The organism is Novacetimonas maltaceti (genome assembly GCF_002906255.1).
In the GTDB taxonomy this organism is placed as follows: domain Bacteria; phylum Pseudomonadota; class Alphaproteobacteria; order Acetobacterales; family Acetobacteraceae; genus Novacetimonas; species Novacetimonas maltaceti.
In genome coordinates, this window is sequence record NZ_POTC01000015.1 from 36,459 (window position 1) to 58,177 (window position 21,719).

At 62.8% G+C, this 21,719-nt stretch carries 13 protein-coding genes; 6 read left to right on the plus strand and 7 right to left on the minus strand.

Annotated elements, in window-relative coordinates:
- The first annotated feature begins 224 nt into the window (after positions 1 to 224).
- Positions 225 to 1,190, plus strand: a complete 966-nt coding sequence (locus KMAL_RS07425; RefSeq protein ID WP_239020013.1) for an MIP/aquaporin family protein — start codon at positions 225 to 227, stop codon at positions 1,188 to 1,190.
- Positions 1,191 to 1,288: 98 nt separating this feature from the next.
- Here the strand turns inward: KMAL_RS07425 and putA are convergent, their stop codons facing one another.
- The 5 genes from putA to KMAL_RS07450 all read right to left on the minus strand — a co-directional run bounded on the left by putA (position 1,289) and on the right by KMAL_RS07450 (position 10,718).
- Positions 1,289 to 4,945, minus strand: a complete 3,657-nt coding sequence (gene putA, locus KMAL_RS07430; protein ID WP_110095131.1) for a bifunctional proline dehydrogenase/L-glutamate gamma-semialdehyde dehydrogenase PutA — start codon at positions 4,943 to 4,945, stop codon at positions 1,289 to 1,291.
- A 219-nt stretch (positions 4,946 to 5,164) separates the two neighbouring features.
- Positions 5,165 to 5,857: a GntR family transcriptional regulator gene (locus KMAL_RS07435; protein WP_110095108.1), complete on the minus strand. Its 693-nt coding sequence runs from the start codon at positions 5,855 to 5,857 to the stop codon at positions 5,165 to 5,167.
- A gap of 284 nt (positions 5,858 to 6,141) precedes the next feature.
- On the minus strand, positions 6,142 to 7,764 hold the full coding sequence (locus tag KMAL_RS07440; RefSeq protein ID WP_110095109.1) for an APC family permease: 1,623 nt from the start codon (positions 7,762 to 7,764) through the stop codon (positions 6,142 to 6,144).
- 78 nt (positions 7,765 to 7,842) lie between these two features.
- A complete protein-coding gene (locus KMAL_RS07445) occupies positions 7,843 to 9,423 on the minus strand; it encodes an aldehyde dehydrogenase (NADP(+)) (protein ID WP_110095110.1) in 1,581 nt (526 codons plus the stop codon).
- A gap of 23 nt (positions 9,424 to 9,446) precedes the next feature.
- Positions 9,447 to 10,718 (minus strand): NAD(P)/FAD-dependent oxidoreductase, encoded by a 1,272-nt coding sequence (locus KMAL_RS07450; protein ID WP_110095111.1) that lies wholly within the window; start codon positions 10,716 to 10,718, stop codon positions 9,447 to 9,449.
- 74 nt (positions 10,719 to 10,792) lie between these two features.
- On the opposite strand from KMAL_RS07450, the gene KMAL_RS07455 reads away from it, so the two are divergent.
- From KMAL_RS07455 to KMAL_RS07475, 5 genes are all read left to right on the plus strand, one after another.
- Positions 10,793 to 11,686 (plus strand): dihydrodipicolinate synthase family protein, encoded by an 894-nt coding sequence (locus tag KMAL_RS07455; protein ID WP_110095112.1) that lies wholly within the window; start codon positions 10,793 to 10,795, stop codon positions 11,684 to 11,686.
- 44 nt (positions 11,687 to 11,730) lie between these two features.
- Positions 11,731 to 12,729 (plus strand): 4-hydroxyproline epimerase, encoded by a 999-nt coding sequence (locus KMAL_RS07460; RefSeq protein WP_110095113.1) that lies wholly within the window; start codon positions 11,731 to 11,733, stop codon positions 12,727 to 12,729.
- A gap of 51 nt (positions 12,730 to 12,780) precedes the next feature.
- The gene (locus KMAL_RS07465) at positions 12,781 to 13,461 is read left to right on the plus strand and encodes a GntR family transcriptional regulator (protein ID WP_110095114.1); all 681 of its coding nucleotides are present in this window, start codon (positions 12,781 to 12,783) and stop codon (positions 13,459 to 13,461) included.
- A 962-nt stretch (positions 13,462 to 14,423) separates the two neighbouring features.
- Positions 14,424 to 16,892 carry a TonB-dependent receptor gene (locus KMAL_RS07470; protein WP_110095115.1) on the plus strand — a complete coding sequence of 823 codons (2,469 nt, stop codon included), beginning with the start codon at positions 14,424 to 14,426 and terminating at the stop codon, positions 16,890 to 16,892.
- A 352-nt stretch (positions 16,893 to 17,244) separates the two neighbouring features.
- Positions 17,245 to 18,606: an amino acid permease gene (locus KMAL_RS07475; protein ID WP_110095132.1), complete on the plus strand. Its 1,362-nt coding sequence runs from the start codon at positions 17,245 to 17,247 to the stop codon at positions 18,604 to 18,606.
- A gap of 12 nt (positions 18,607 to 18,618) precedes the next feature.
- Here the strand turns inward: KMAL_RS07475 and KMAL_RS07480 are convergent, their stop codons facing one another.
- Positions 18,619 to 19,635, minus strand: a complete 1,017-nt coding sequence (locus tag KMAL_RS07480) for an Lnb N-terminal periplasmic domain-containing protein (RefSeq protein ID WP_110095116.1) — start codon at positions 19,633 to 19,635, stop codon at positions 18,619 to 18,621.
- The gene (locus tag KMAL_RS07485) at positions 19,632 to 21,572 is read right to left on the minus strand and encodes an esterase/lipase family protein (RefSeq protein WP_239020012.1); all 1,941 of its coding nucleotides are present in this window, start codon (positions 21,570 to 21,572) and stop codon (positions 19,632 to 19,634) included. Before KMAL_RS07485 ends, KMAL_RS07480 begins: the two co-directional genes overlap by 4 nt.
- Positions 21,573 to 21,719: the final 147 nt, after the last annotated feature.

Consider the following 21,719-nt stretch of genomic DNA (forward strand, 5'->3'; position numbering starts at 1 on the left):
TGATATCACAATGTATTTACGCTGTCATATCTGGATACCACCTATGTATCCCGACGCCATGACAACGGTCAATATCAGTATATGATGTGTTTCCGTTTTTATGGCACGACGAATACATGGGCAGGGCAATGGCGGAACATCAGGACGGTACGGAAAACAGCGACAGGCACCATCGGCATTTCCATATGCCGCACATGCACCTGCCGCACTTTCACTTGCCCCATGTGCGATTGCCACATATCCACTGGCCGCATTTCCACATCCATTTCCATGACCGTCCCCTGTCGGGGGAACCTCATCCGGAACGGCCGTTCCACTGGCGCCTGTACTGGTGCGAGGCGCTGGCAACGGCGGTCCTGATGGTCGTGGGACTGGTCTGTGTCATCATGCTGACCGCGCCGGGAACTTTCCCTGCCCGCCTGCTCGCCCCCTATCCCAACATCCAGACGGCCCTGTGCGGACTGTGCTTTGGCATGGCGGGAACGGCGGCGGCAATGACACCGTTTGGCAAGATCAGTGGCGCGCACCTCAATCCATCCGTGACGCTTGCCTTCATGCTCTCCAAAAAGATCGTCTGGATCGACGCCCTCGGCTATGCCATTGCCCAGATCCTTGGCGCGCTGGCTGGCACGGCGGCGGTCTATGCCATGGGGCTGGTCTTCGCCCCGTGGCACATGCTGTCGCGTGAGGTGCATTATGGCGCGACCATTCCCTATACCAGCATCTCGGTCTGGTATGCGCTGGGGTCCGAGGCGCTGGTGACCGGCCTGCTGATCATCACGCTCTACTGGCTTGCGGCGCATCCGCGCTACAAGGCCGTCACGCCATGGATCGGGGGGATCTTTTTCCTGGTCATGAACCCGCTGACCGCGTGGCTGTCGGGAAACAGCGTCAATTTTGCCCGCAGCCTTGGCCCCGCGCTGTTTGACGGCACATGGACCAGCCTGTGGATTTATCTGGTCGGGCCGTTTGCCGGCTCGTCACTGGCGGTTCTGGCCATCCGCTTTGACCTGTTTGGCAAGATTCATCTCCTTGAGGCGCGGCTGGTCAATTTCGGGCATCATGGCCGCGTGCCGCATCTGGATGATCCCCATTTCAAGCACGCCGCCCCGGAACATTACGAGGCGTATCGTGCCCATCTGGAAGAACTGGCAAAAGCGAAAGCCAGCGCCACGCAGGCCGGGGAGTAAGGCAGGCCGGGGCCCTGCCCCTGTCAGGAATCCTCGAAGGGTGCCGCCCCGATGGGGAAATGCGGCACCCGGAAACCCCTGACATCCGGGCAGCAGCCCTACCCGATCGCCATCAGGCTGGCATTGCCCCCGGCGGCGGCCGTGTTCGTGCTGCGGCACTGCTCCTCAAGGAGGAATTCGCGTCGCAGGCCCCCGTCCTTCAGCACGAAGGTGGATGCAATGGCCCCCTTCCCTTCGGCAAGGGCGCGCGTGGCCATCCGGAAACCGTCATCATCGCAGGTGCCCAGCACAACGGCATAGTCCTGCTGCCCGATGTCGGTGACGGCGCGGACATGGCGTGCGACATCCGCCGGCAGGCCAGACAGCCATGCCAGGTCCCCTGCCGCGCCGGTCACGAAGACCGTATTGCCACATGACAGCGCCATGGAAACCAGCGTCAACAGGTCTTCGAGCGGGCCGCCACCGACACACAGCACATTGCCGCGTGGCATCAGGCGATAGGTATTTTCCTCCCCCACCGGTCCGGGCAGCACCATTTCCGCGCCACAGGCTGGGGTCTTCATCATTTCGGCCACCTGGCGCGCCACCTGCGAATGACCCTTGCCCATCAGCCAGTCATGCCATGTCTGCATCATGCGTGGCGTCATGCCGCCCTTCATGCCGGGCAACAGGCCCTCCATCGCAGGGCATTGCGCGACAAGGCGGCGCAGGATCAGCGGCCCCCCCGCCTTTGGCCCCGTCCCGGACAGGCCACGCCCACCAAAGGGCTGCACCCCGACAACCGCGCCGATCGTGTTGCGGTTGATATAAAGGTTGCCCACATTCAGGCGTCGCATCACATGCTCGACCGTGGTTTCGATACGGGTATGCAGTCCCCCCGTCAGACCATAGCCCAACGCATTGATGGCATCGATGACCGTATCGAGCGCCTGCCTGCGATAACGCAGGACATGCAGCACGGGGCCGAACACCTCTGCGCCCAGGTCGGAAATGGAATCGATCTCGATCAGGGTTGGCGGCACAAAGCTGCCATGCGCGCACTGTGACGGGACGCCCACGCGGAATACGGGCGCACCCTTCGCGCGCAGGGCGGCGACATGCGCCTCGATCCCTTCTGCCGCATCTGGCGTGATGACCGGGCCGATATCGGTGGACAGCAGGGCGGGATTGCCCAGTTGCAGTTCACGCATCGCCCCGCGCAGCATCGTCAGAACATGATCGGCGCAGTCTTCCTGCACGCACAGGATGCGCAATGCCGAACATCTCTGTCCCGCGCTGTCGAAGGCAGAGGCGACAACATCCGTCACGACCTGTTCGGCCAGGGCGGAGGAATCCACGATCATCGCGTTCTGGCCACCGGTTTCGGCCACCAGCGGCACGGGCTGTCCCGTGCGGCCCCGGCGGGTGAGAAGCTGCCGGTTGATCGACTGCGCCACCGTGGTCGATCCGGTGAACATCACGCCCGCGACCTGCGGGGCCGCAACCAGTGCCGCCCCCACGTCCCCCGCACCGGGCAGCAGTTGCAGCACGTCGGCGGGCACGCCGGCCTGGTGCAGGATGCCCACGGCCTGTGCCGCAATCAGTGGCGTTTCCTCGGCCGGCTTGGCAATGACGCTGTTGCCTGCGGCAAGGGCCGCCGCCACCTGCCCCGTGAAGATCGCCAGCGGGAAGTTCCACGGGCTGATACAGGCCACCGGCCCCAGCGGTATATGGGTGGCGTTGTCGAATTCAGCACGGATCCGCGCGGCGTAGTACCGCAGGAAATCGACGGCCTCGCGTATTTCGGCAATGGCGTTCGGGAACGACTTGCCTGCCTCACGCACGATCAGGCCCAGCAGCGCATCCGTGCGGGTTTCCATGATATCCGCCGCACGTTCAAGGATGTCCGCGCGACTGCCCGCTGGCATGGCCGCCCATGCCGCGCCGCCCCTGGCGGCCTCCTGCACAACGGCCGGGATGATCGCCACATCGGCGGGCGTCCATGTCCCGACCCTGTCACGCCGGTCCGCCGGGTTTTCGACATCCAGCGCCGGACCTGCGGCAACCGGCACGGTGACCATCGGCGCGCAGGTCCACGCGGGCATGTCCGCGGCCAGTCCCCTGCCCAGTGCGGCAAGGGTATTTTCATCATTCAGGTCCAGCCCCGCCGAATTGCGGCGTTCGGGCGCGAACAGGTCGGGTGGCGCCGCAATGGCGGGATTGGGGGACCCGAACGGCACGATGCCACGTGCGATGGTCATCGGGTCCGCCACCAGTGCGGAAACCGGCACCCGTTCATCGCCGATCTGGTTCACGAAGGAAGAATTCGCCCCATTTTCCAGCAGGCGCCGCACGAGATAGGCCAGCAGCGTTTCATGCGTGCCCACGGGGGCGTAGATGCGTGCGGGCCGTCCCAGATTTTTCGGGCCGACGACTTCCTTGTACAGTGGTTCGCCCATGCCGTGCAGGCACTGGAATTCGTAGGAACCAACCTGGAATTCCTTGCCTGCCAGCGTATAGATCGTGGCAAGCGTGCGGGCATTGTGGGTTGCGAACTGCGGGAAGATGACATCACGCGCATCCAGCAGCTTGCGCGCGCAGGCGATGTAGCTGATGTCGGTATGGACCTTGCGCGTATATACGGGGAAATCCTTGACCCCCTCGATCTGCGCCTTCTTGATTTCGCTGTCCCAGTAAGCTCCTTTCACCAGACGCACCATCAGGCGATGGCCGGTGCGCCGTGCAAGATCGATGATGAAGTCCAGCACGAAAGGCGCACGGCGGCCATAGGCCTGCACGACAAAGCCGATGCCATTCCATCCCTGCAGCGCCGGTTCGTGGCACAGCCCTTCCAGCAGGTCGAGGGAGAGTTCCAGCCGTTCGCTTTCTTCCGCGTCGATATTGAGCCCGATGTCATACTGGCGTGCCAGTACCGTCAGTTCGATGACGACCGGCAGCAGTTCGGCCATCACGCGTGCGCGCTGCGCCCTGCTGTAGCGCGGGTGCAAGGCCGAGAGCTTGATCGAGATGCCGGGACGTTCATACACATCCGCCCCCCGCGCCCGCCTGCCGATCGCATGGATGGCGGTGATGTAGTCCTGCCGGTACCGTTCGGCGTCATGCGCCGTCAGCGCGGCTTCGCCCAGCATGTCGTAGGAGTAGCGAAAGCCCGTCGCCTCCAGCTTCTCGCTGTTCTTCAGCGCCGCCTCGATGGTTTCGCCAACGACGAACTGCTCCCCCATCATGCGCATGGCCATGTCGACCGCCTTGCGGATCACGGGGGCGGCGCACCGGCCCACCAGTCCCTTCAGCGCCCGCGCCAGCCCGGCCGGCCCGTCTTCGGTGCCCGCACCCAGCCGGCCCGTCACCAGCAGTCCCCATGCCGCGGCATTGGTGAACAGGGGCCGGTCACGCGAAATATGTGCCATCCAGTCGCCGGACCCGATCTTGTCACGGATCAGCGCATCACGGGTCGCATCGTCGGGAATGCGCAGCAGGGCCTCGGCCAGGCACATGAGGGCCACGCCCTCGGCCGAGGACAGGGAGAATTCCTGCACCAGCGCTTCCACCCCACCCGGCGCACGGTTGTGGCGCAGTCGTTCGGTCAGTTGTGTTGCAAGCGCGGTCGTATGCGCGCCCTGCGCCGGTGTCAGTGTCGCGGCGGGGGCCAGTTCGGCCATGCAGTCAGGTTCGGGACGCCGCAGGGCGTCGGTTATCCGTTGCCGCAGGGATGAAGGCGCATCCACCGGGCCAGCAAAATCTTTGAAAAACACCATGATGAAGATCCCAAGGCAGGACAGCATGTCCGGGGAGCGCCCCCAGAATGATATAATGACGATATTATAATATATGATCTAAAAATTCATAGCATGTTTTTACAACGTTATGACATGCCGCCTGCGCGTGCCGACGCCGCGGTGCGGACAACGGGCACACTGCGCCCTGCCCCACCGATGCGTGGATGGATATCGGGATTGCCGGGATGTAACGCGCGCTCAGCGCTGCGCGCGTTCGCGGATCACCTTGATGGAAATGTTGGCGGCCTCAAGGATATGCTGCCGTGTCAGGCGCGCGACCGCATCGGCATCGCGCCTGCGGCAGGCCTGCATGATCTCGGCATGTTCGCGGTCGGTGACCAGCTTGCGCCCCTCGATCTCGAGATGGCTGCGGATATAGCGGTTGAGCCGGATATGCAGGTCGTCGATCATCTCCAGCAGGCGCGGACGTTGCGCCGCGACATAGATCGCATTGTGAAAGGCGCGGTTCAGGTCACCCGAATCATGCCGGCTTGTCGCATTGGCCGCCCCATCGACAAAGGCTTCATACGCATCCTCGACCCGGGCCAGATCCATGCGCGACATATGGCTGACGGCATGGTGGGCGGCCATTTCCTCCAGCGAGGCGCGTATTTCGGAATATTCGATGATATCCTGTTCGGTCATGCCGGTGACCATCGCGCCGCGATTGGGCATGAAGGTCACCAGCCCTTCGGCCTCCAGCTGTTTCAGTGCTTCGCGCACGGGAATGATGCTGGTGCCAAAACCACCGGCCAGTTCGGATTGCGGCAGTGCCTGTCCCGCCGGCAGCTTGCCCGTCAGGATGGCATTGCGCAGCGCCGTCCCCACCACGATGGATGCCGCCCCGCGTTTCTGGCCGGTTTCCACGTCAAAGATGGAAGATGGCAGCATAGGTATTTTCCCTGGCAAGGAGGCCCTGTCCCCACATGGTCCAGACTGGAAAACAGGGGCGTCCCTGTCTCATGATCCCGGGGCCCCGCTCCTGCCGTGGTACCTGCGGGCACGTTATACGACAGGAAGGTTGGTATACATTATGCGCCAGATTATATGATATGCCCCGCACGGCGTCAAAGGGTTTGCCATCCCCTGCCCGCGCGACATCCCGAAAAGCGCCGCAGGTTTTCAGGCAGGTGCGATGCGGGCGATGCGCGGGCGGATGATCGCAATGCGGCCCTTCAGAGTGAAACCACAGGCTCATTGGCGATGACCGTATCCGGCGTCATTGCCTGCGGGTCGACAGGTGCTGCATCGGGCAGTTGCATGTCGCGATGGGCAACATGTTCCCCCCAGACGAAGATCAGCCCGGCGAAGACCACCACAGCCATGTCGTCCAGGGGATGGGCCATGATCCCGTACCCCTCGAACGTCCCGCAGGCCGAAAGGGCCAGCATGCCGATAAAATAGACCAGCACCCATGCGCTGCTGCGGATGTCCTCGCCCGCGTTGCCCGTCCCGCGCAGCGCGCGGATGGCCAGGAAGAGGACCCCGAACAGCAGTTGCACAGACAGGAGCCATGACAGCGTGTGCCAGCCCGACCAGAAGACGATCAGGCTTGCGATCATGAAGGAAACCGGCCCCATGACCCGGATGCACCGCACGCGGAACGGGCGTTCAAGCCCCGGCGCCGCACGGCGCAGCGCCGCCGCCGCAACCGGGGCGAAGGCGTAGCTCATGATCAGGGCGGAAGACACCACGCCGATCAGCGCCTCCCACGACGGGAAAGGCAGCATCCAGAACACGCCAAGCCCGAATGTCAGGAACGCCGCGCGCCGGGGCACGCCATGGCGTGGGTCCAGATGGCCGAACCATGGCAGGAACGTCCCCGACCGTGACCAGGCGTAAATGATGCGGGCGGTCGATCCCATGTAGATGTTGCCCGTCCCCGTGGGGGACACCACCGCATCGACCACGACGGCAAAGCCGAGCCAGCCCAGCCCCAGCGTCATGGCGATGTCATGGAATGGCAGGGGCAGCAGTCGGTCGATGCCCGCCCATCCGTGCGCGCCAAGCATGCCGGCCGGCACGCTGCCGATGAAGGCGACCTGCAGCAGGACATAGACGAACGCGGCCAGGAAAATGGAAAGCGTCAGGGCGATGGGAATGGTGCGCTGCGGGTTACGCACCTCGCTCGCCACCGCGATGATGGGGGTCAGCCCCAGATAGGCAAAGATGATCCCGCCGACGGATACCGCACCTTCGATGCTCTGCCAGCCAAAGGGCATGAAGCCGTATTTCGTGAAATTGCCGGCATGCAGGAACAGCAGCAGCATGCCGATGACCAGCATGGGCACGATGAACTTGAAAATGGTGATGACGTTGTTGAACAGTGCGAAGGTCTTGACCCCGGAGATGTTGATCCGCAGCATCCCCGACAGGACCGCCACCTGCACCCCCCACCCCAGCAGGGTCGGGTCGCCGCCGCTGTTGGCCGTAAGCCCCGGGATCCATGACCCGGCATACTGGCGGGCCGCAATGATCTCGATCGAAATCAGGCTGGAATAGGCAATGACGGTAATGAAGCCCAGCAAGGCCCCCAGCAGCGGCCCATGCGCATAGGCGGGATAGCGGATCATGCCCCCGGCCTCTGGCAGGGCGGCGGCGAGTTCGCAATAGATCAGCCCCAGGAACAGGACCGCGATCCCCCCGGCAATCCATGAAAGGATGCTGGCGGGACCGACGATGGCTGCGACATGCGACGCGGAAAATAGCCAGCCCGACCCGAAGACGGCCCCGAATCCCAGCAGGGTCAGGTCCAGAAGGGACAGCGAACGATTGAATGCCGGTGATGGCGGGGCCATGGTGCGCCTCCTTGCTTGGCAGATGCATGGCGGCGCACGGCCCCGGCGGTGGGAACCGCGCGCCGGTGCGGGATAGGGTCAGGCGGGCGGTTGCATCGTCCCGTTGACCTGCCGCGTCAGTCCCAGCGGGTTGGCGCGCGCCAGTTCGGGGGGCAGGAGGATATCAGGCAGGTCCTGGTAGCAGACCGGGCGCAGGAACCGTTCGATCGCCGCCGTTCCCACCGATGTGGTGCGGGTGTCCGTCGTTGCGGGGAACGGGCCGCCATGCACCATGGCGTGGCAGACCTCCACCCCCGTCGGCCACGCATTGACCAGGATACGCCCCGCCTTGCGCTCGAAAACCGGCAGCAGCGTGCGCGCAAGGTCCATATCCGCGTCATCCATCTGCAGGGTGATGGTCAACTGCCCCTCCAGACTTTCGGTCAGGACACGCAGGGTGGCGGTATCGGGACAGGAGACAAGGATTGAAACCGGACCGAAGACCTCATGGCGCATGGTCCGTTCGCGCATGAAATCCTCTGCGGTCGTACGGAACAGCATCGGGCGTCCCCGGTTGGGCGCGCCATCATCGGATCCCTGCCCGACTTCCCGGATGCCCGCGCACTGCGCCAGTCGGGCCACGCCCGTGTCATAGGCCGCGTGGATTCCCGGCGTCAGCATCGTCGCGGCCTGCCGTGTGGCGATGGTCTCCGCCGCGATGCGGACGAATGACTCGAACGCGTCGCCTTCAGGCGCAATGACAATGCCCGGATTGGTACAGAACTGCCCCACCCCCATCGTCAGGGAGTCGACAAACCCGCGTGCAAGCGATTCCGTCCGGGCCGCAAGGGCCTGTGGGCAGAGATAGACCGGATTGATGCTGCCCATCTCGGCGAATACGGGAATGGGCACTTCCCTCTGCGCGGCCAGCGCCGCGATGGCCGTCCCCCCGGCGTACGAACCGGTAAAGCCGACCGACATGATGGCTGGATGCTTCACCAGCCATTCCCCGACCTCATGCCCCGCCCCGCCCAGCAGCGAAAACACCCCTTCGGGCATGCCGCAGGTGCTGGCGGCCTGACGGATTGCGCGTCCCACCAGTTCGCTGGTCCCCGGATGGGCGGGATGGGCACGGCAGACCACCGGGCATCCCGCCGCCAGCGCGGACACCGTATCCCCGCCCGCGACCGAGAAGGCCAGCGGGAAATTGCTGGCCCCGAACACCGCAACCGGTCCCACGCCGATCCGGCGCTGGCGCAGGTCTGCGCGGGGCATGGGCGTGCGGTCGGGCAATGCGGGATCAATGCGCGGCAGGCTCCACTCGCCTTGGCGGACCAGCGTGGCAAACAGGCGCAACTGCCCCATCGTGCGCCCCATCTCCCCGCGCAGGCGACCTTCGGGCAATGCGGTTTCGGCACCGGCGCGCGCAATGATGGCGTCCGCATTTTCGCCCAGGCAGACCGCAATCTGTTCAAGGAAGGCCGCGCGCCGTTCAAACGACAGGGCGCGATAGGGATCGAAGGCGTCTGCCGCCAGGCGGCATGCGGCCTCTACATCCGCATGCGTGGCGCAGGCAAAGGCAGGTTCCAGCCGTGCATCCGTTGCCGGGTTGACGGCATGGAAATGCGTCGTGCCCCCGACATCGCGTTGCCCGATCAGCAGGGATCCGCTCAGTGTCATGCTCTCTTTCCTCTCATGTTTCTTCATGCTGCCTGTGTCCGCCCGAAACGGTCGGGGCGGAAGGGATGCAGATCCAGCGGTGTTTTTTCACGGGTTGCGAGGGCCGCGACCAGTTCCGCCGTGAACGGGGCAAGCGTCAGGCCCAGATGCTGGTGCCCGCATGCGGCAATGACGCCCGGCAGGCCCGTGACACGCCCGATGGCGGGCAGGTAATCCGGCAGGGTCGGACGGCAGCCGACCCAGCGGGAAAAGCCGGAGCGGACCGGTAGGCCGCTGTTTTGTACCACCCGTTCCAGACGCTCCCACTTGCGCGGATCCGGCGGGGCGTCCGCACGCGTGAACTCGACAAATGTCGAGGCACGCATCCTCTGGCCAAAGCGCGAGACGATGACCGAGTGATCCGCGAAGATCATTGGCGGCGCAACCGGTGCGTCCCCATGGTCCCATTCGATATGATAGCCACGCTCCGCAATCAGTGGCGGCGTCCAGCCCTGCACGATGTCGCGCGTCCCCACGCCGGCGGCCATGACAACGATATCCGGCGACAGCGATGCGCCATCCGCCAGGAATACGCGCGGCCCCTGCGGGCCTGATGTAACCCGGACAACGCGCTGCTGGCGCAGTTCGCATCGCGGATCGGCGTCCAGACGGTCGCGCAGGGCCGCCAGCACCAGGGCGGGGGCACGCACCTGTGCCGTTCCGTCAAACACCAGTCCACCGCGCGGAACATGGCCCAGCAACGGCACCAGTTCCGCACGTTCCTGATACGACATCGGGCGCACCGTTGCCGTCCCATGGTCCGATGACATCACCGCGCGCATCGCCAGAAGCGGGTCATGCGCCCCGTTCCACAGCATCAGGTGCCCGTTTTCGATCAGCAGTCCGGGGGCATCAAGGTCGGATGCCATGCGCCGCCATGCCGGCAGCGCGTGCGACAGCAGTCCGCGCAGGGCCACATGTCCCTGCCGCGCCGTCGCCGCGCCACATGCACGGATATAGCGCATGCACCATGGCAGCCATGTGCCGACATATCGCCAGCCGATATCCAGCGCCCCACCCGTCAGGCCAAACAGGCGTCCCGGCGCGGAGAGGAGGAGTCGGGGGGACGCCAGGGGCATCACCTGCTCGACCGCGACATGCCCCGCGTTGCCCCATGATGCCGCGTCCTGCGGTGCGCCCACATTCATGACGGTGACCTGCAGGCCCCGCGCCCTGAGGCGCAGCGCGCACGAAAGTCCCACAACCCCGCCCCCGACCACGACAGCGGATGCAACGCGACCGGTATTTTCGGGCATGGATGTTTTCTTCCTTTCCAAATCAATACGTATACGATAGACGAAACGTTATCGAAATCAAGTGGAGAGTTCCCATGCAGTGGACGGGTGTTTTTCCTGCGGCGACCACACAGTTCGCCCCGGATCTGTCGATCGATTTTGCCGCGACGCAGAAGGTTCTGGACAACCTGATCGGCGATGGCGTCCATGGCCTGACGATCATGGGCACCTGTGGCGAGAACAATTCGCTCGAACCGGATGAAAAGCTGAAGGTCCTTGCCGCCGCATGCGAAACGGCAAAGGGGCGCGTGCCCGTCATCGTCGGTGTGTCGGAACTGACGACGCCGCGCGCGGTGAAATTCGCGGCCGACGCCGCACGGATCGGCGCGGATGCGCTGATGGTGCTGCCCGCGATGGTCTATGTGCCCAAGGAAGCCGAACTTGTCGCCCACCTGAAGGCCGTGGCAGCGGCGTCCGACCTGCCGATCATGCTGTACAACAACCCCACCGCCTATCGCGTGAACATCAGCATGGATGTGCTGCGTGAACTGACGGACGTGAAGACGATCGTTGCGGTCAAGGAAAGTTCGGCCAATACCCGCCGCTATACCGATGTGGTCAACGCATTCGGGGACCGGTATATCATGATGGCCGGACTGGACGATGTGGCGTTCGAGGGGCTGACGCTGGGGGCGGCGGGCTGGATCTCCGGCCTGACAAGCGCCTTCCCCCAGGAATCGGTCGAACTGGTGGAGGCGTTGCAGAAGGGCAACATGGCGCGGGCGCTGGAAATCTATCGCTGGTTCATGCCCCTGCTACATCTGGATGCGGAACATGACCTGGTGCAGTCGATCAAGCTGGCGGAACAGATCATGGGGCGTGGCAACGAACGCGTGCGCATGCCGCGCATGCCCCTGACGGGCGCCCGTCGCGCCGAAGTCACGGCAATGGTGGAAAAAGCCGCCGCCACGCGTCCTTCCGCACGATAGGGCATGCGCCCGCGACGGCCGTATTTCAGATCAGGGACATGACAATGCGACATACGTTTTTCTGTGTTGACGGTCATACGGCGGGAAATCCCGTCCGGCTTGTCGCGGGCGGTGCGCCCCTGCTGCGCGGGGAGAGCATGAGCGAACGGCGTCAGGATTTCCTCACGCGGTTCGACTGGATCCGCACCGGGCTGTGCTTTGAACCCCGGGGCCATGACATGATGTCTGGCGGCTTCCTCTATCCCCCCACCCGTCCCGACACGGATGGGGGCATCCTGTTCATCGAGACCAGTGGCTGCCTGCCGATGTGCGGGCATGGGACGATCGGCCTGGTGACGTTCGGGCTGGAACATGGCCTGCTGCAGCCACGCACGCAGGGCCAGCTTCGGCTGGAGGTGCCGGCCGGCATCATCGACATCACCTATACCCACACCCACAACCGGGTGACGTCCGTGACCATCCGCAATGTCCCCGCATGGGTGGCCAGGATCGGGATCTCCATCGATGTGCCGGGGTTCGGCCCGCTGACGGTCGATGTGGCCTATGGCGGGAATTTCTACGCCATCGTCGAACCGCAGGGTCCCTACCGCACCCTTGACGAACTTGGGGCGCGGCGCATCCTTGAACTCAGCCCCGTGATCCGCGACCTGGTCCGTCGCGCCTATACCCCCGTCCACCCCCTTGATCCCACCATTTCAGGCGTCAGCCACGTTCTGTGGGCCGAACCGGGGGAACATCCGGCACAACAGGGCCGCAACGCCGTGTTCTATGGCGACAAGGCCATCGACCGCAGCCCCTGCGGCACCGGCACCTCGGCCCGGCTGGCGCATCTGTGGCACAAGGGCATCCTTGGCATGGACCAGCCGTTCATCCATGAAAGCTATATCCGCAGCCGTTTCACAGGGCGTATCGACAGCGAGACAAAAGTAGGCGACCATCGTGCGATCGTCCCGCTGATTACGGGAAGTGCCATTTCAACCGGGTTCAATACGATCTGGATTGATAAGGAAGATGTTTTCAGCAACGGTTTCCAGGTGGTCTGAACGCGACCACCCGGAGTGACCCTGACCCTTCTTGCATAAAGGCCCCCGTGCATGGGCATCGTACACCACTCCACATCACTGCAGGTACGCACCATCGCGGATCAACTCTATTACCTGATCCGCAAACGTATCCTGCAAGGTGAACTGGCAGAAGGCGAACCCATCCGCCAGGATACGATCGCAGCCGAACTGGGCATCAGCAAGATCCCGCTGCGTGAGGCGCTGGCCCGGCTGGAGCAGGACGGGCTGGTCAGGTCGCACGCCAATCGCGGGTTTACCGTCAATATGCTGAGCGCGGAGGAAGCCGACGAGGTCTTTGCGCTCAGGCTGCAGCTTGAACCCACGGCCACCGTTGCGGGAAGCCGGCACGCCACCGCCGCCGACCATGCAAGGGCACGCGCAACCCTGGCGGCGGTCGGAAATGCCGTGGTGCAGGATGACGTTGACTGGGGCGAATGCAACCGCGCCTTTCACATGTCCCTCATCGCCCCCGGTGCGGGTACGCTGACCTACACCATGATCGAACGCCTGAATGTCATCGCGGACCGGTATGTACGCTTCCATCTGGGGCCAATGGGACGGCCGGAGCAGGCGAACATCCAGCATGGCAAGATACTGGAGGCGTGGGTCAGCGGGGATGAAAAGACCCTGCTGAGGCTGTCACGCAACCATATCCGCAACACGCATGACGACCTGCGCAAGGAGCTGCCGCGCAACGGGCCGCGGCAGTAGGCTTTTGCCGCGGCATCGCCGGGATGTCGGCATGCCGGATGGCACTGAGTGAATAAAATCAGGGCATATGCCTTAATTATGCGCCAATACTGCCCGTTTTCACGACATAAACCACGGTTTGTATATAAATTACCCCATCATATAATATATGATGTTGCATATGCGTACCGATGGTGCCATGCTGCCCCTGTCGTCGAACAGGACGCAAAAGCAGACTCATAATAAATTCAGAGTATAATCAAGAACACGTTTCGATCTGTATTTTCATGCGGTGAGAATCATGTGAAATCCAGAGAAACAGACATATCCAGAAACGACCTCAGGAAAGACAGTGCCCTTTCCATGGGAGTATTTGGGTATCCGCAAGAGTTTCCCTGTTTTTTTCATAAATCAAACTAAGACTGCGCAATGTACACTTTGCCATGGAACATGTGTTGAATATGCAACGCCATGGGGACGAAACCTCTTTTTTGTCGCGGAATAATGCGAAAACGTATTGATCATATATTATATTTCATGCACGGTATACGATATATTCGATACCAATAAGAGGATTGAAAGAAACAAAAATAACACAACGCCTTGTAAATGTGCAGTTTCCAAGGGAATCCCATGTGCGGTTACGTGCATGCCAACCCAAGACTGGCATACCAATCATCCCAATGTATCGCCCTTCGGGAAATGCGGGATGATTGTGGCGCAAAAGCCACTTCAGGTTGTGCAGGAATCATTTTGGAAATACTTGCACGTTCATTTGCAATGTCCGTTTTTGTTCTTGAAATTCAATAATATATGCAGAGGGGTCAGGAATGATGCTGTATGAAGACAATCCGTTCTACCATCTGGCGACCTGCCGCGACACGGCGTCACGACCGCCGGCCCGAACCCTGGCCATGGGACATCTTCTTTCGGCGCGTGTCCTGACCCTCCCCTGTCCAACCGCCCGGTAGGAACACAGACGAATGAGCAATCGTAATCTCTTTTCAGGCCTGCTTCTGATGACAACGGTCCTGTCGGGCATGTCGTCTCATCAGGTCCACGCCGCCACCACGGGTACGGCCACTTCCCCGCACGGCCATGTCGCGGCCCGTGGCACGACGCAAGCCGCGGGCGTGCACGCGACCCATGGCACGACCGCAGCGCATGCCGCCGGCCCGGTACATTCACATGCCGCCCCAGAGGCGCTGTCGGTTTCGGCGCATCGCACGGTGCATGGCGCGCACATGGTTGTCGGCAAGAAGCTGCTGGAATCCGCACCGCCCGGCATGAACCCGATGGCAGCGCTGAACACCATGCCCGGCGTGGACTTCCAGTCCGCCGATGCGCAGGGCGTCAGCACCTGGAGCACCCAGATCTTCATGCACGGTTTCCAGCAGCAGGAAATCGGCATGACGCTTGATGGCATTCCCCTCGGTGAAATGACATACCGTAACTATAACGGCATGAACCCCGTGCTGGCGGTTTCGTCCGAAAACGTGCAGGGCATTGACGTGTCGCAGTCCGCAGGTGCGGAAGACGTGGCGGCGACCAACAATCTCGGCGGGTCTCTGGCCTATTCCTCCAGCGACCCGAAACACAAGCTGGGCGGCACGGTCAACCAGGGTTTCGGCAGCTTTGACACATTCCACACCTTTGCGCGTGTCGATAGTGGTGACCTGAACAGCACCGGCACCCGTTTTTACGCATCGTACATGCGTAACGACCAGCAGAAGTGGAAAGGCTACGGGGAGCAGTTCTATCAGCAGGTCAACGCCAAGCTGGTGCAGCCGATCGGCAACAACAGCTCCCTCTCCGCCTATTTCGACTGGAGCGACCTGCACGAACTCGTCTATCAGGACATGTCGCCTGATATTCTCGACCATCTCGGCCCCAATGCCGACAACTACTATAACGGCAGGGCGAGTGGCTATATCCGCGCCTATGACGCGGCCCTTGCGGCGCAGAACAAGGGGGGCGGCTATCCCGCCGGGTATGGCAACCTGAGCGATGCTTCGGATGCGTCCTATTACGAAGGCGCCACCAATGAAAGTGATATCATCGGGTACCTCAAGGCCGACCTGGCCCTGACGGACAAGGTGCGCTGGACCACCACCGCCTATGGCCATGGGGAATCCCAGCAGACCACATGGACGACGCCCTATGCCGGTTCGCCCAATGGCTCCCCCCTGAGCGAACTGGTCAAGCAGCCATCCATCCGCCGCTTTGGCGTGCTGTCGCAGGTGACCTATGATGTGGCCCACAACCACATCAGCGGCGGCGTCTGGTATGAAAACAATGATTACCAGTCCCCGATGTACCAGTATGCGGAACCGAATGTCGTCAACGGCGTCGTGCAGGGCAACCTTGTCAATCCGCTGGGGCATTTCAAGGACCCGTTTGCCGAGGTCTTCAACCAGAATTACAACACCAATACCTTCACCGCCTTCGTGCAGGATACCTATCGCCCGATCCGCAACCTGGCCCTGCATTTCGGATTCAAGTCACTGCTGAACACCACGCGCGTGGGTGATGGCTACCTGAACCAGGATTATTACGGCAACATCGGCAACATCACCAGCGGTGTCAGCCAGACGATCGCAAAGCCCTTCCTGCCGCATATCGGCGTGGACTGGACATTCCTGAAACGTCATGAACTGTTCATCGACATTTCGGAAAACGTCCATACCTATGCGGAATCGGGGTTCAAGCTGTCGAACTCCCCGTTCGCCGTGACGCAGACGGCCTATAACGATGCGCGCAACACCCTGCGGCCGGAGACGGCGTGGACCTACGCCATCGGGTACCGCTACCATGACCGCCTGCTCGGGGCGTCGGTCTATGCCTATCGCACGAACTTCAACAACCGCCTGCAGCAGATCACGTCCGGTCCTTCGGTCAACCCGATTTCCACCGTCGCCAATGTCGGCGGCGTGACCATGAACGGCGTGGATGCCGCCCTGACGGTGACGCCGCTGCGCAACCTCGCGATCACCAACAGCATCAGCTACAACCACGCCGTCTATGACGACAACATCACGGATTCCAACGGCACGCATGCCACGAAGGGGCAGCAGGTCGTGAATTATCCGCGGTTCATGTACAAGGCGCGGCTGTCCTATGACTGGCGTTCGCTCAGCTTCTATATCGATGGCAATTACGTCGGGCAGCGCAATTACGATTACGAGGGGGAATACCGCATCCCCGGTTACTGGCTGTCGAACCTTGGCCTGCAGTGGCACGTCAAGAAAACAAGCGATACCGGCCCGCGCCTGGGTGGGTTCCTGCGTGGCCTGACCCTGTCGTTCAACCTGACCAACCTGACCAACACCCGCTACATCGCCACCATGGGGGAAAACGGCAACCCGATGAACGCCGCATCCGCCTACACCGACCAGTCGATGCTGCTGGGCACGCCGCGCATGGCCTTTGGCGCCATCAAGGCCGATTTCTGATCGCGCGGCATGGACACCCGCCCTGCCCCTCCTCCACCGGATCCATGCTGGTGGAGGGGGCGGCGCGGGGCATCCCCTGCTCCCGCGCGGTCTGACGCTTTTTTTAAAAATTCACCCTGAATCTCGCTGGCATTTCCGGGGCATGCCCCCTGTGGGACAGGGCGCCGCATGACAGGGTGAAATGCGGAAACACAAATCCTGACAAGGGAATTTACGTTACGGTTTTGGACAGATGTCATGAAAGATGATAGCGTTCCCGCCCACAGGGAACTGGCATGACACCGTCCCCTTCCCGATGCCGGGGGACGTCCTGGCGGACTGCTGGCAGTCCGTGACCCATGAAGGATATTTGATGACACAGGATGCCGCTTCCGGCCGCACGCTGAAAAATCGCCATATCGCCATGATTGCCCTCGGCGGTGTCATCGGGGCGGGCCTGTTCGTGGGGAGCAGCTCCGCCATTGCCGTGGCAGGGCCGGCGGTCCTGCTGGCATACGCCCTGTGTGGCGGGCTGGTTGTGGTCGTCATGCGCATGCTGGGCGAAATGGTGATGCAGCAGCCCGGCCTTGGTTCATTCGTTGAATATATCCGGCAGGGATACGGCAGCCGGGCGGGCTTTGTCGCAGGCTGGATGTACTGGTTTTTCTGGGTGGTGGCCATAGGAAGCGAGGCCATTGCCGGTGGCCTGCTGCTGCAGGACTGGATCAGCCTGCCCGCCTGGCTGCTGGCGGTGGGCATCATCCTGGTGCTGATGGCGATCAACCTGAGGTCGGTGGATGTGTTCGGGGAGTGCGAATTCTGGCTCTCCCTGCTGAAGGTCGCAAGCATTATCCTGTTCGTGGTGATGGGTGTCCTGTTCGTGGGCCACATGTTCGGGCCGGGCATCTCCGTCCGGGACAACTATCTTGCGCATGGAGGCTTTGCCCCCCATGGGGTCACGGCCCTGCTGGCGGTCATCCCGACCATCATGTTCAGCATGATCGGGTCCGAGGTCGCGACCGTGGCAGCGGCGGAATCCGCCAACCCGCGCATGGGCGTGGCCCGCGTGACACGCAGCATCGGGGTCAGGATCACCGTTTTCTACCTGACGTCGATCATGCTGCTGCTTGCCATCGTGCCATGGACCGATGTCACGGCGGGCAAATCCCCGTTTGTCGTGGCCATGACGATCATGGGCGTGCCCGGTGCCGCGACCATCATGCGCATCGTGGTGTTCAGTGCGATCCTGTCATGCCTGAATTCCGGGCTTTACATCACATCACGCATCCTTGCGGAACTTGCCCGCTCCGGGAACGCCCCTGCCCTGATGGCACGGCATTCGGCGCAGGGCGCGCCCCATTCGGCCCTGATCGCCAGCACGATTGCGGGACTGGCCGTGGCGTTCTGTTCCATCGTATCGCCCAACGTGATCTTTTCTTTCCTGCTCAACTGCAGCGGCGGCGTCATCCTGCTCGTCTACCTGCTGATCGCGGTCAGCTTCCTCGTCATGAAACGGCGGCAGGATACGGCAGGCGGGCGCTGGCAGGCCTATGTGAGCATCGGCGGCATCTGCGTGGTGTTCGTGGCGATGCTGCTTGACCCGACGGAGCGCATGACCGCAATCGCCAGCCTCCTGAACGGGGTATTCTTCGTTGGCCTGTATGATGGATGGCAGGTTCTGGCGCGCCGCCGTGACCGCGCCAGCGCCGCACGCACCGGACAGGGATACCTGTAATCGGGCATGCCCCTATGGTGTGCCCGGCCCCTCGGGCGGGGGCAGATGGGCGCGGATGGCGTCGGAATAATCCGGCCCCAATACCGCGCCGGGCGGCCGGACAATGTGGCTTGCGGCATGCAGGGCCGCAAAATCCGCAAAGCGGGCGGGATCATAAGGCCCCAGCAGGTTCATGTCATAGGCCATCGCCGCCGTATGCCCGCTGAGGATCACGCGCCAGTCCAGACGATACCGCAACCGTGCCCCCGCGCGCGCCAGAATACCCGTGGTGCAGTTGTCCGTCAGGGTGTTGTACCATTGCGGGTGGCTGAGCAGGTCATGGATCGCGCCGACATAACTCATGAACAGGTGCTGGCGGACTTCGGGCGACAGGTTCAGGTGATAGAGATAGACCCGCTCCCGCCGTATGTCGGTCCGGACGCCGATCAGGTCACGTTCGTCCGCCGTGACATAGAACAGTTCGTAATGATGGAAAAAACCGGCAATCGTGGAATAGGCAAAGCGTGCCTGCCGCCGTGTCTCGATGGAGATGGCAAGGTGCCGCCCATCCGCAAAGCCGAAGCTGAGGAAGACATGGGCAATGGCTTCCCCGGCCCAGTAGGAGGTGACAAGGTCAACGCTGCTCAACCCGTCCAGAGGGTATGTGGCGTCGTACCATGCGGGGATATAGTCAGTTGGCGTGCGATACCGGAAATTGCGGACGTGGCGGACATGTATGTCGTTGCCCTCCCGCCACGCATCGGCGGGCACGGCATATTCCTGCGCCCACTGCCGGTCATTGCGTGGCGGGTCCGTGACATACCAGACGCCCAGGCCACCGATCAGCGCCACGCGCACGGCAAGTCGCACGCGCGCGGCACGCACCCATATGGAGCCTGCCAGCAGGAGCAGGAATGCCACGCCTGCCCCCACCCGCAGCACATCCGGCTGCACGGTGGAATAATATATGGCCCCCGCCCCAGAAACAGCGCACAGCAGCAGGAGCGCATGGCCACCCCACCTGCGCAACACCATCTGCCGACTGCTCATCGTATTGCGGCCTGAACCGGCATGGCGCGTGCCGCCGTCGCCGGGTTGCGTGCCAGTTGCAGCAGCAGGATACGCTGCACCTCGGCAATGGTGAACGGGTTGGATTGCGTGGAATGTTCGGAATGGCGGACCACCAGTTCCGATTCCACGCCGGGGATATGCGCGCTTTCATACGACACGACGCCATCATCCGCATGCGACAGCGGGTCCCCCGCGCCACAGACCGGGATGATGGAATGTGTGTGCACGTCGGGCATGATCGGGATCGTGGGCAGCGTGCGCATGAAGGGGCTGCGTGGTGACATGGCATAGACACTGCCCAGCCGTGGCATGCGGTTGTCCGGATGCGTGCTGTCCCCTGCCCCGGTCACGATCTCACGCGCGGTTTCGGTAACCCGCCACGGCAGGCTGGTCATCCTCCCGACAAGCTGTGCCAGCGACATCCCGGCAAGGTAGCTGCCATGCTGGGGGGTGGCGATGAAGACCACCCGCTCGATTTCGGGCATCGGGGTCGGGAACATCGTATCAACGATCAACTGCCGGGTGCGGGGATTGAGGCGAAAGGTCGAAAGCGGACGCCCCGCCGTGCCGTTCCACAGCCTGTCGCCCGGGTTGATGACCAGCATGCGCGCCAGCAACCCGCCCTGGCTGTGTCCCACCAGCGTGATGTGCCCAAGGGCGGGATCGGCCTGTGTCCCGCCAAGGCTGTCGACGGCCTGCGTGATGGCGCGTCGCAACTGCCATGCGGAATACGGGATCGGATTGCTGGTGGCGTAGGAAAAGAACCAGAAATCGAAATGGTCGCGGATGTTGCGATCCTCGAGCAGGTCATTGACCATGCCCGCCCAGCGATAGGGGCTTGATGCCGTGCCGTGGATGAACACCACCGGCATGTTGCCCGGCCGGTGTGGCGTCATGGCGACCAGTCGCGGCTGCGTGCCGTCATAGGTGGTGCCATCGAAAAAGCCGCGATATTCCTTTGTCCACAGCGCCGTTTCCTGAAGGCTGATGGCGCGGGCGGCTGTCTGGTCATAGGCTGGCGGGACGGGCGTGTCGCGGCTCTCGTCCATGACATGCACCACAAGACGCCCATGCAGATGTCCACCCAGCACCTGTGAGCGCGGGTCATCAAGGTCGAGCATCATGTTCGCAGGGATGCGCAGGCGACTGGTGACCTCGAAGAGCTTTCCGTCGTGCGCCGTATCCTGTGCCTGCGCCGTGGCAGGTGCGCTGTCTTCCGGGCGTCCCAGCGCGGTCAGCGCCTCGCCCAGGCCGGGGGTGTGATAGACATTGGGCATGCCGCTGACCGCCAGCGTTGCGGTCGGGCGGAAACCCTCCAGCATGCGCCTGTGCCAGTGCAGTTGCGCGGGATCGGCGGCAAGTTCGATATCACCGAACGGCAGGGCGCGGCGTTGGGCCACGATGGCGACCGGCGCGGGAAACGCCGCCGTCAGGCCAAGGTTGTAGAAATCCGCCGCCTGCCGGAAACGCGGGTCATAGGGGTCTGGTCCCCCTGCCTGTCCCGGTTGCAGGAACGCATAGGCATAGATCGCGGCGGCCAGGAAATCCTCCGCCCGATGATGGCGCAGCCCCTGCCGGTAACTCAGTTCCGCCAGTGCAAACAGGATATCGGGCAGTTCGTCCCCATGCCCTGCGCCCGCCTGCTGTCGCAGGGCCGCGATGGCGCGGTCGGGGTGGCGGTCCCACAGGCCATCCAGCCCGTGCCGGCGCAGCACGATGCGCGTATCGGCCCCCGGCCCATGACCCTGCAGGGTGGTGTGGCGGGCGTCGTTATAACTCCGGACAAGGGAAACCTGCCGGACCTCGACCGGGCCTGCGCAGGCCGCCAGCATCGTCAGCGCAAGTACGGCGGCGGCCCGCGCCGGTCCCATGCGGGAGCAGGCACGGCGGAAGTAACCTGATGGATGATGTCTCATTGAAAAATCGAGTGCCTGCTATGCCCGGTCAAGAAAGGTCGGTGTGTTATTTACAATATGATTACCCGTTGCAATGACATCGCACCAGCATGCGGCGATGTGGGCGCAAGGGTTGAAATGTATCGCGGCGAAACCGATATGAAGGAC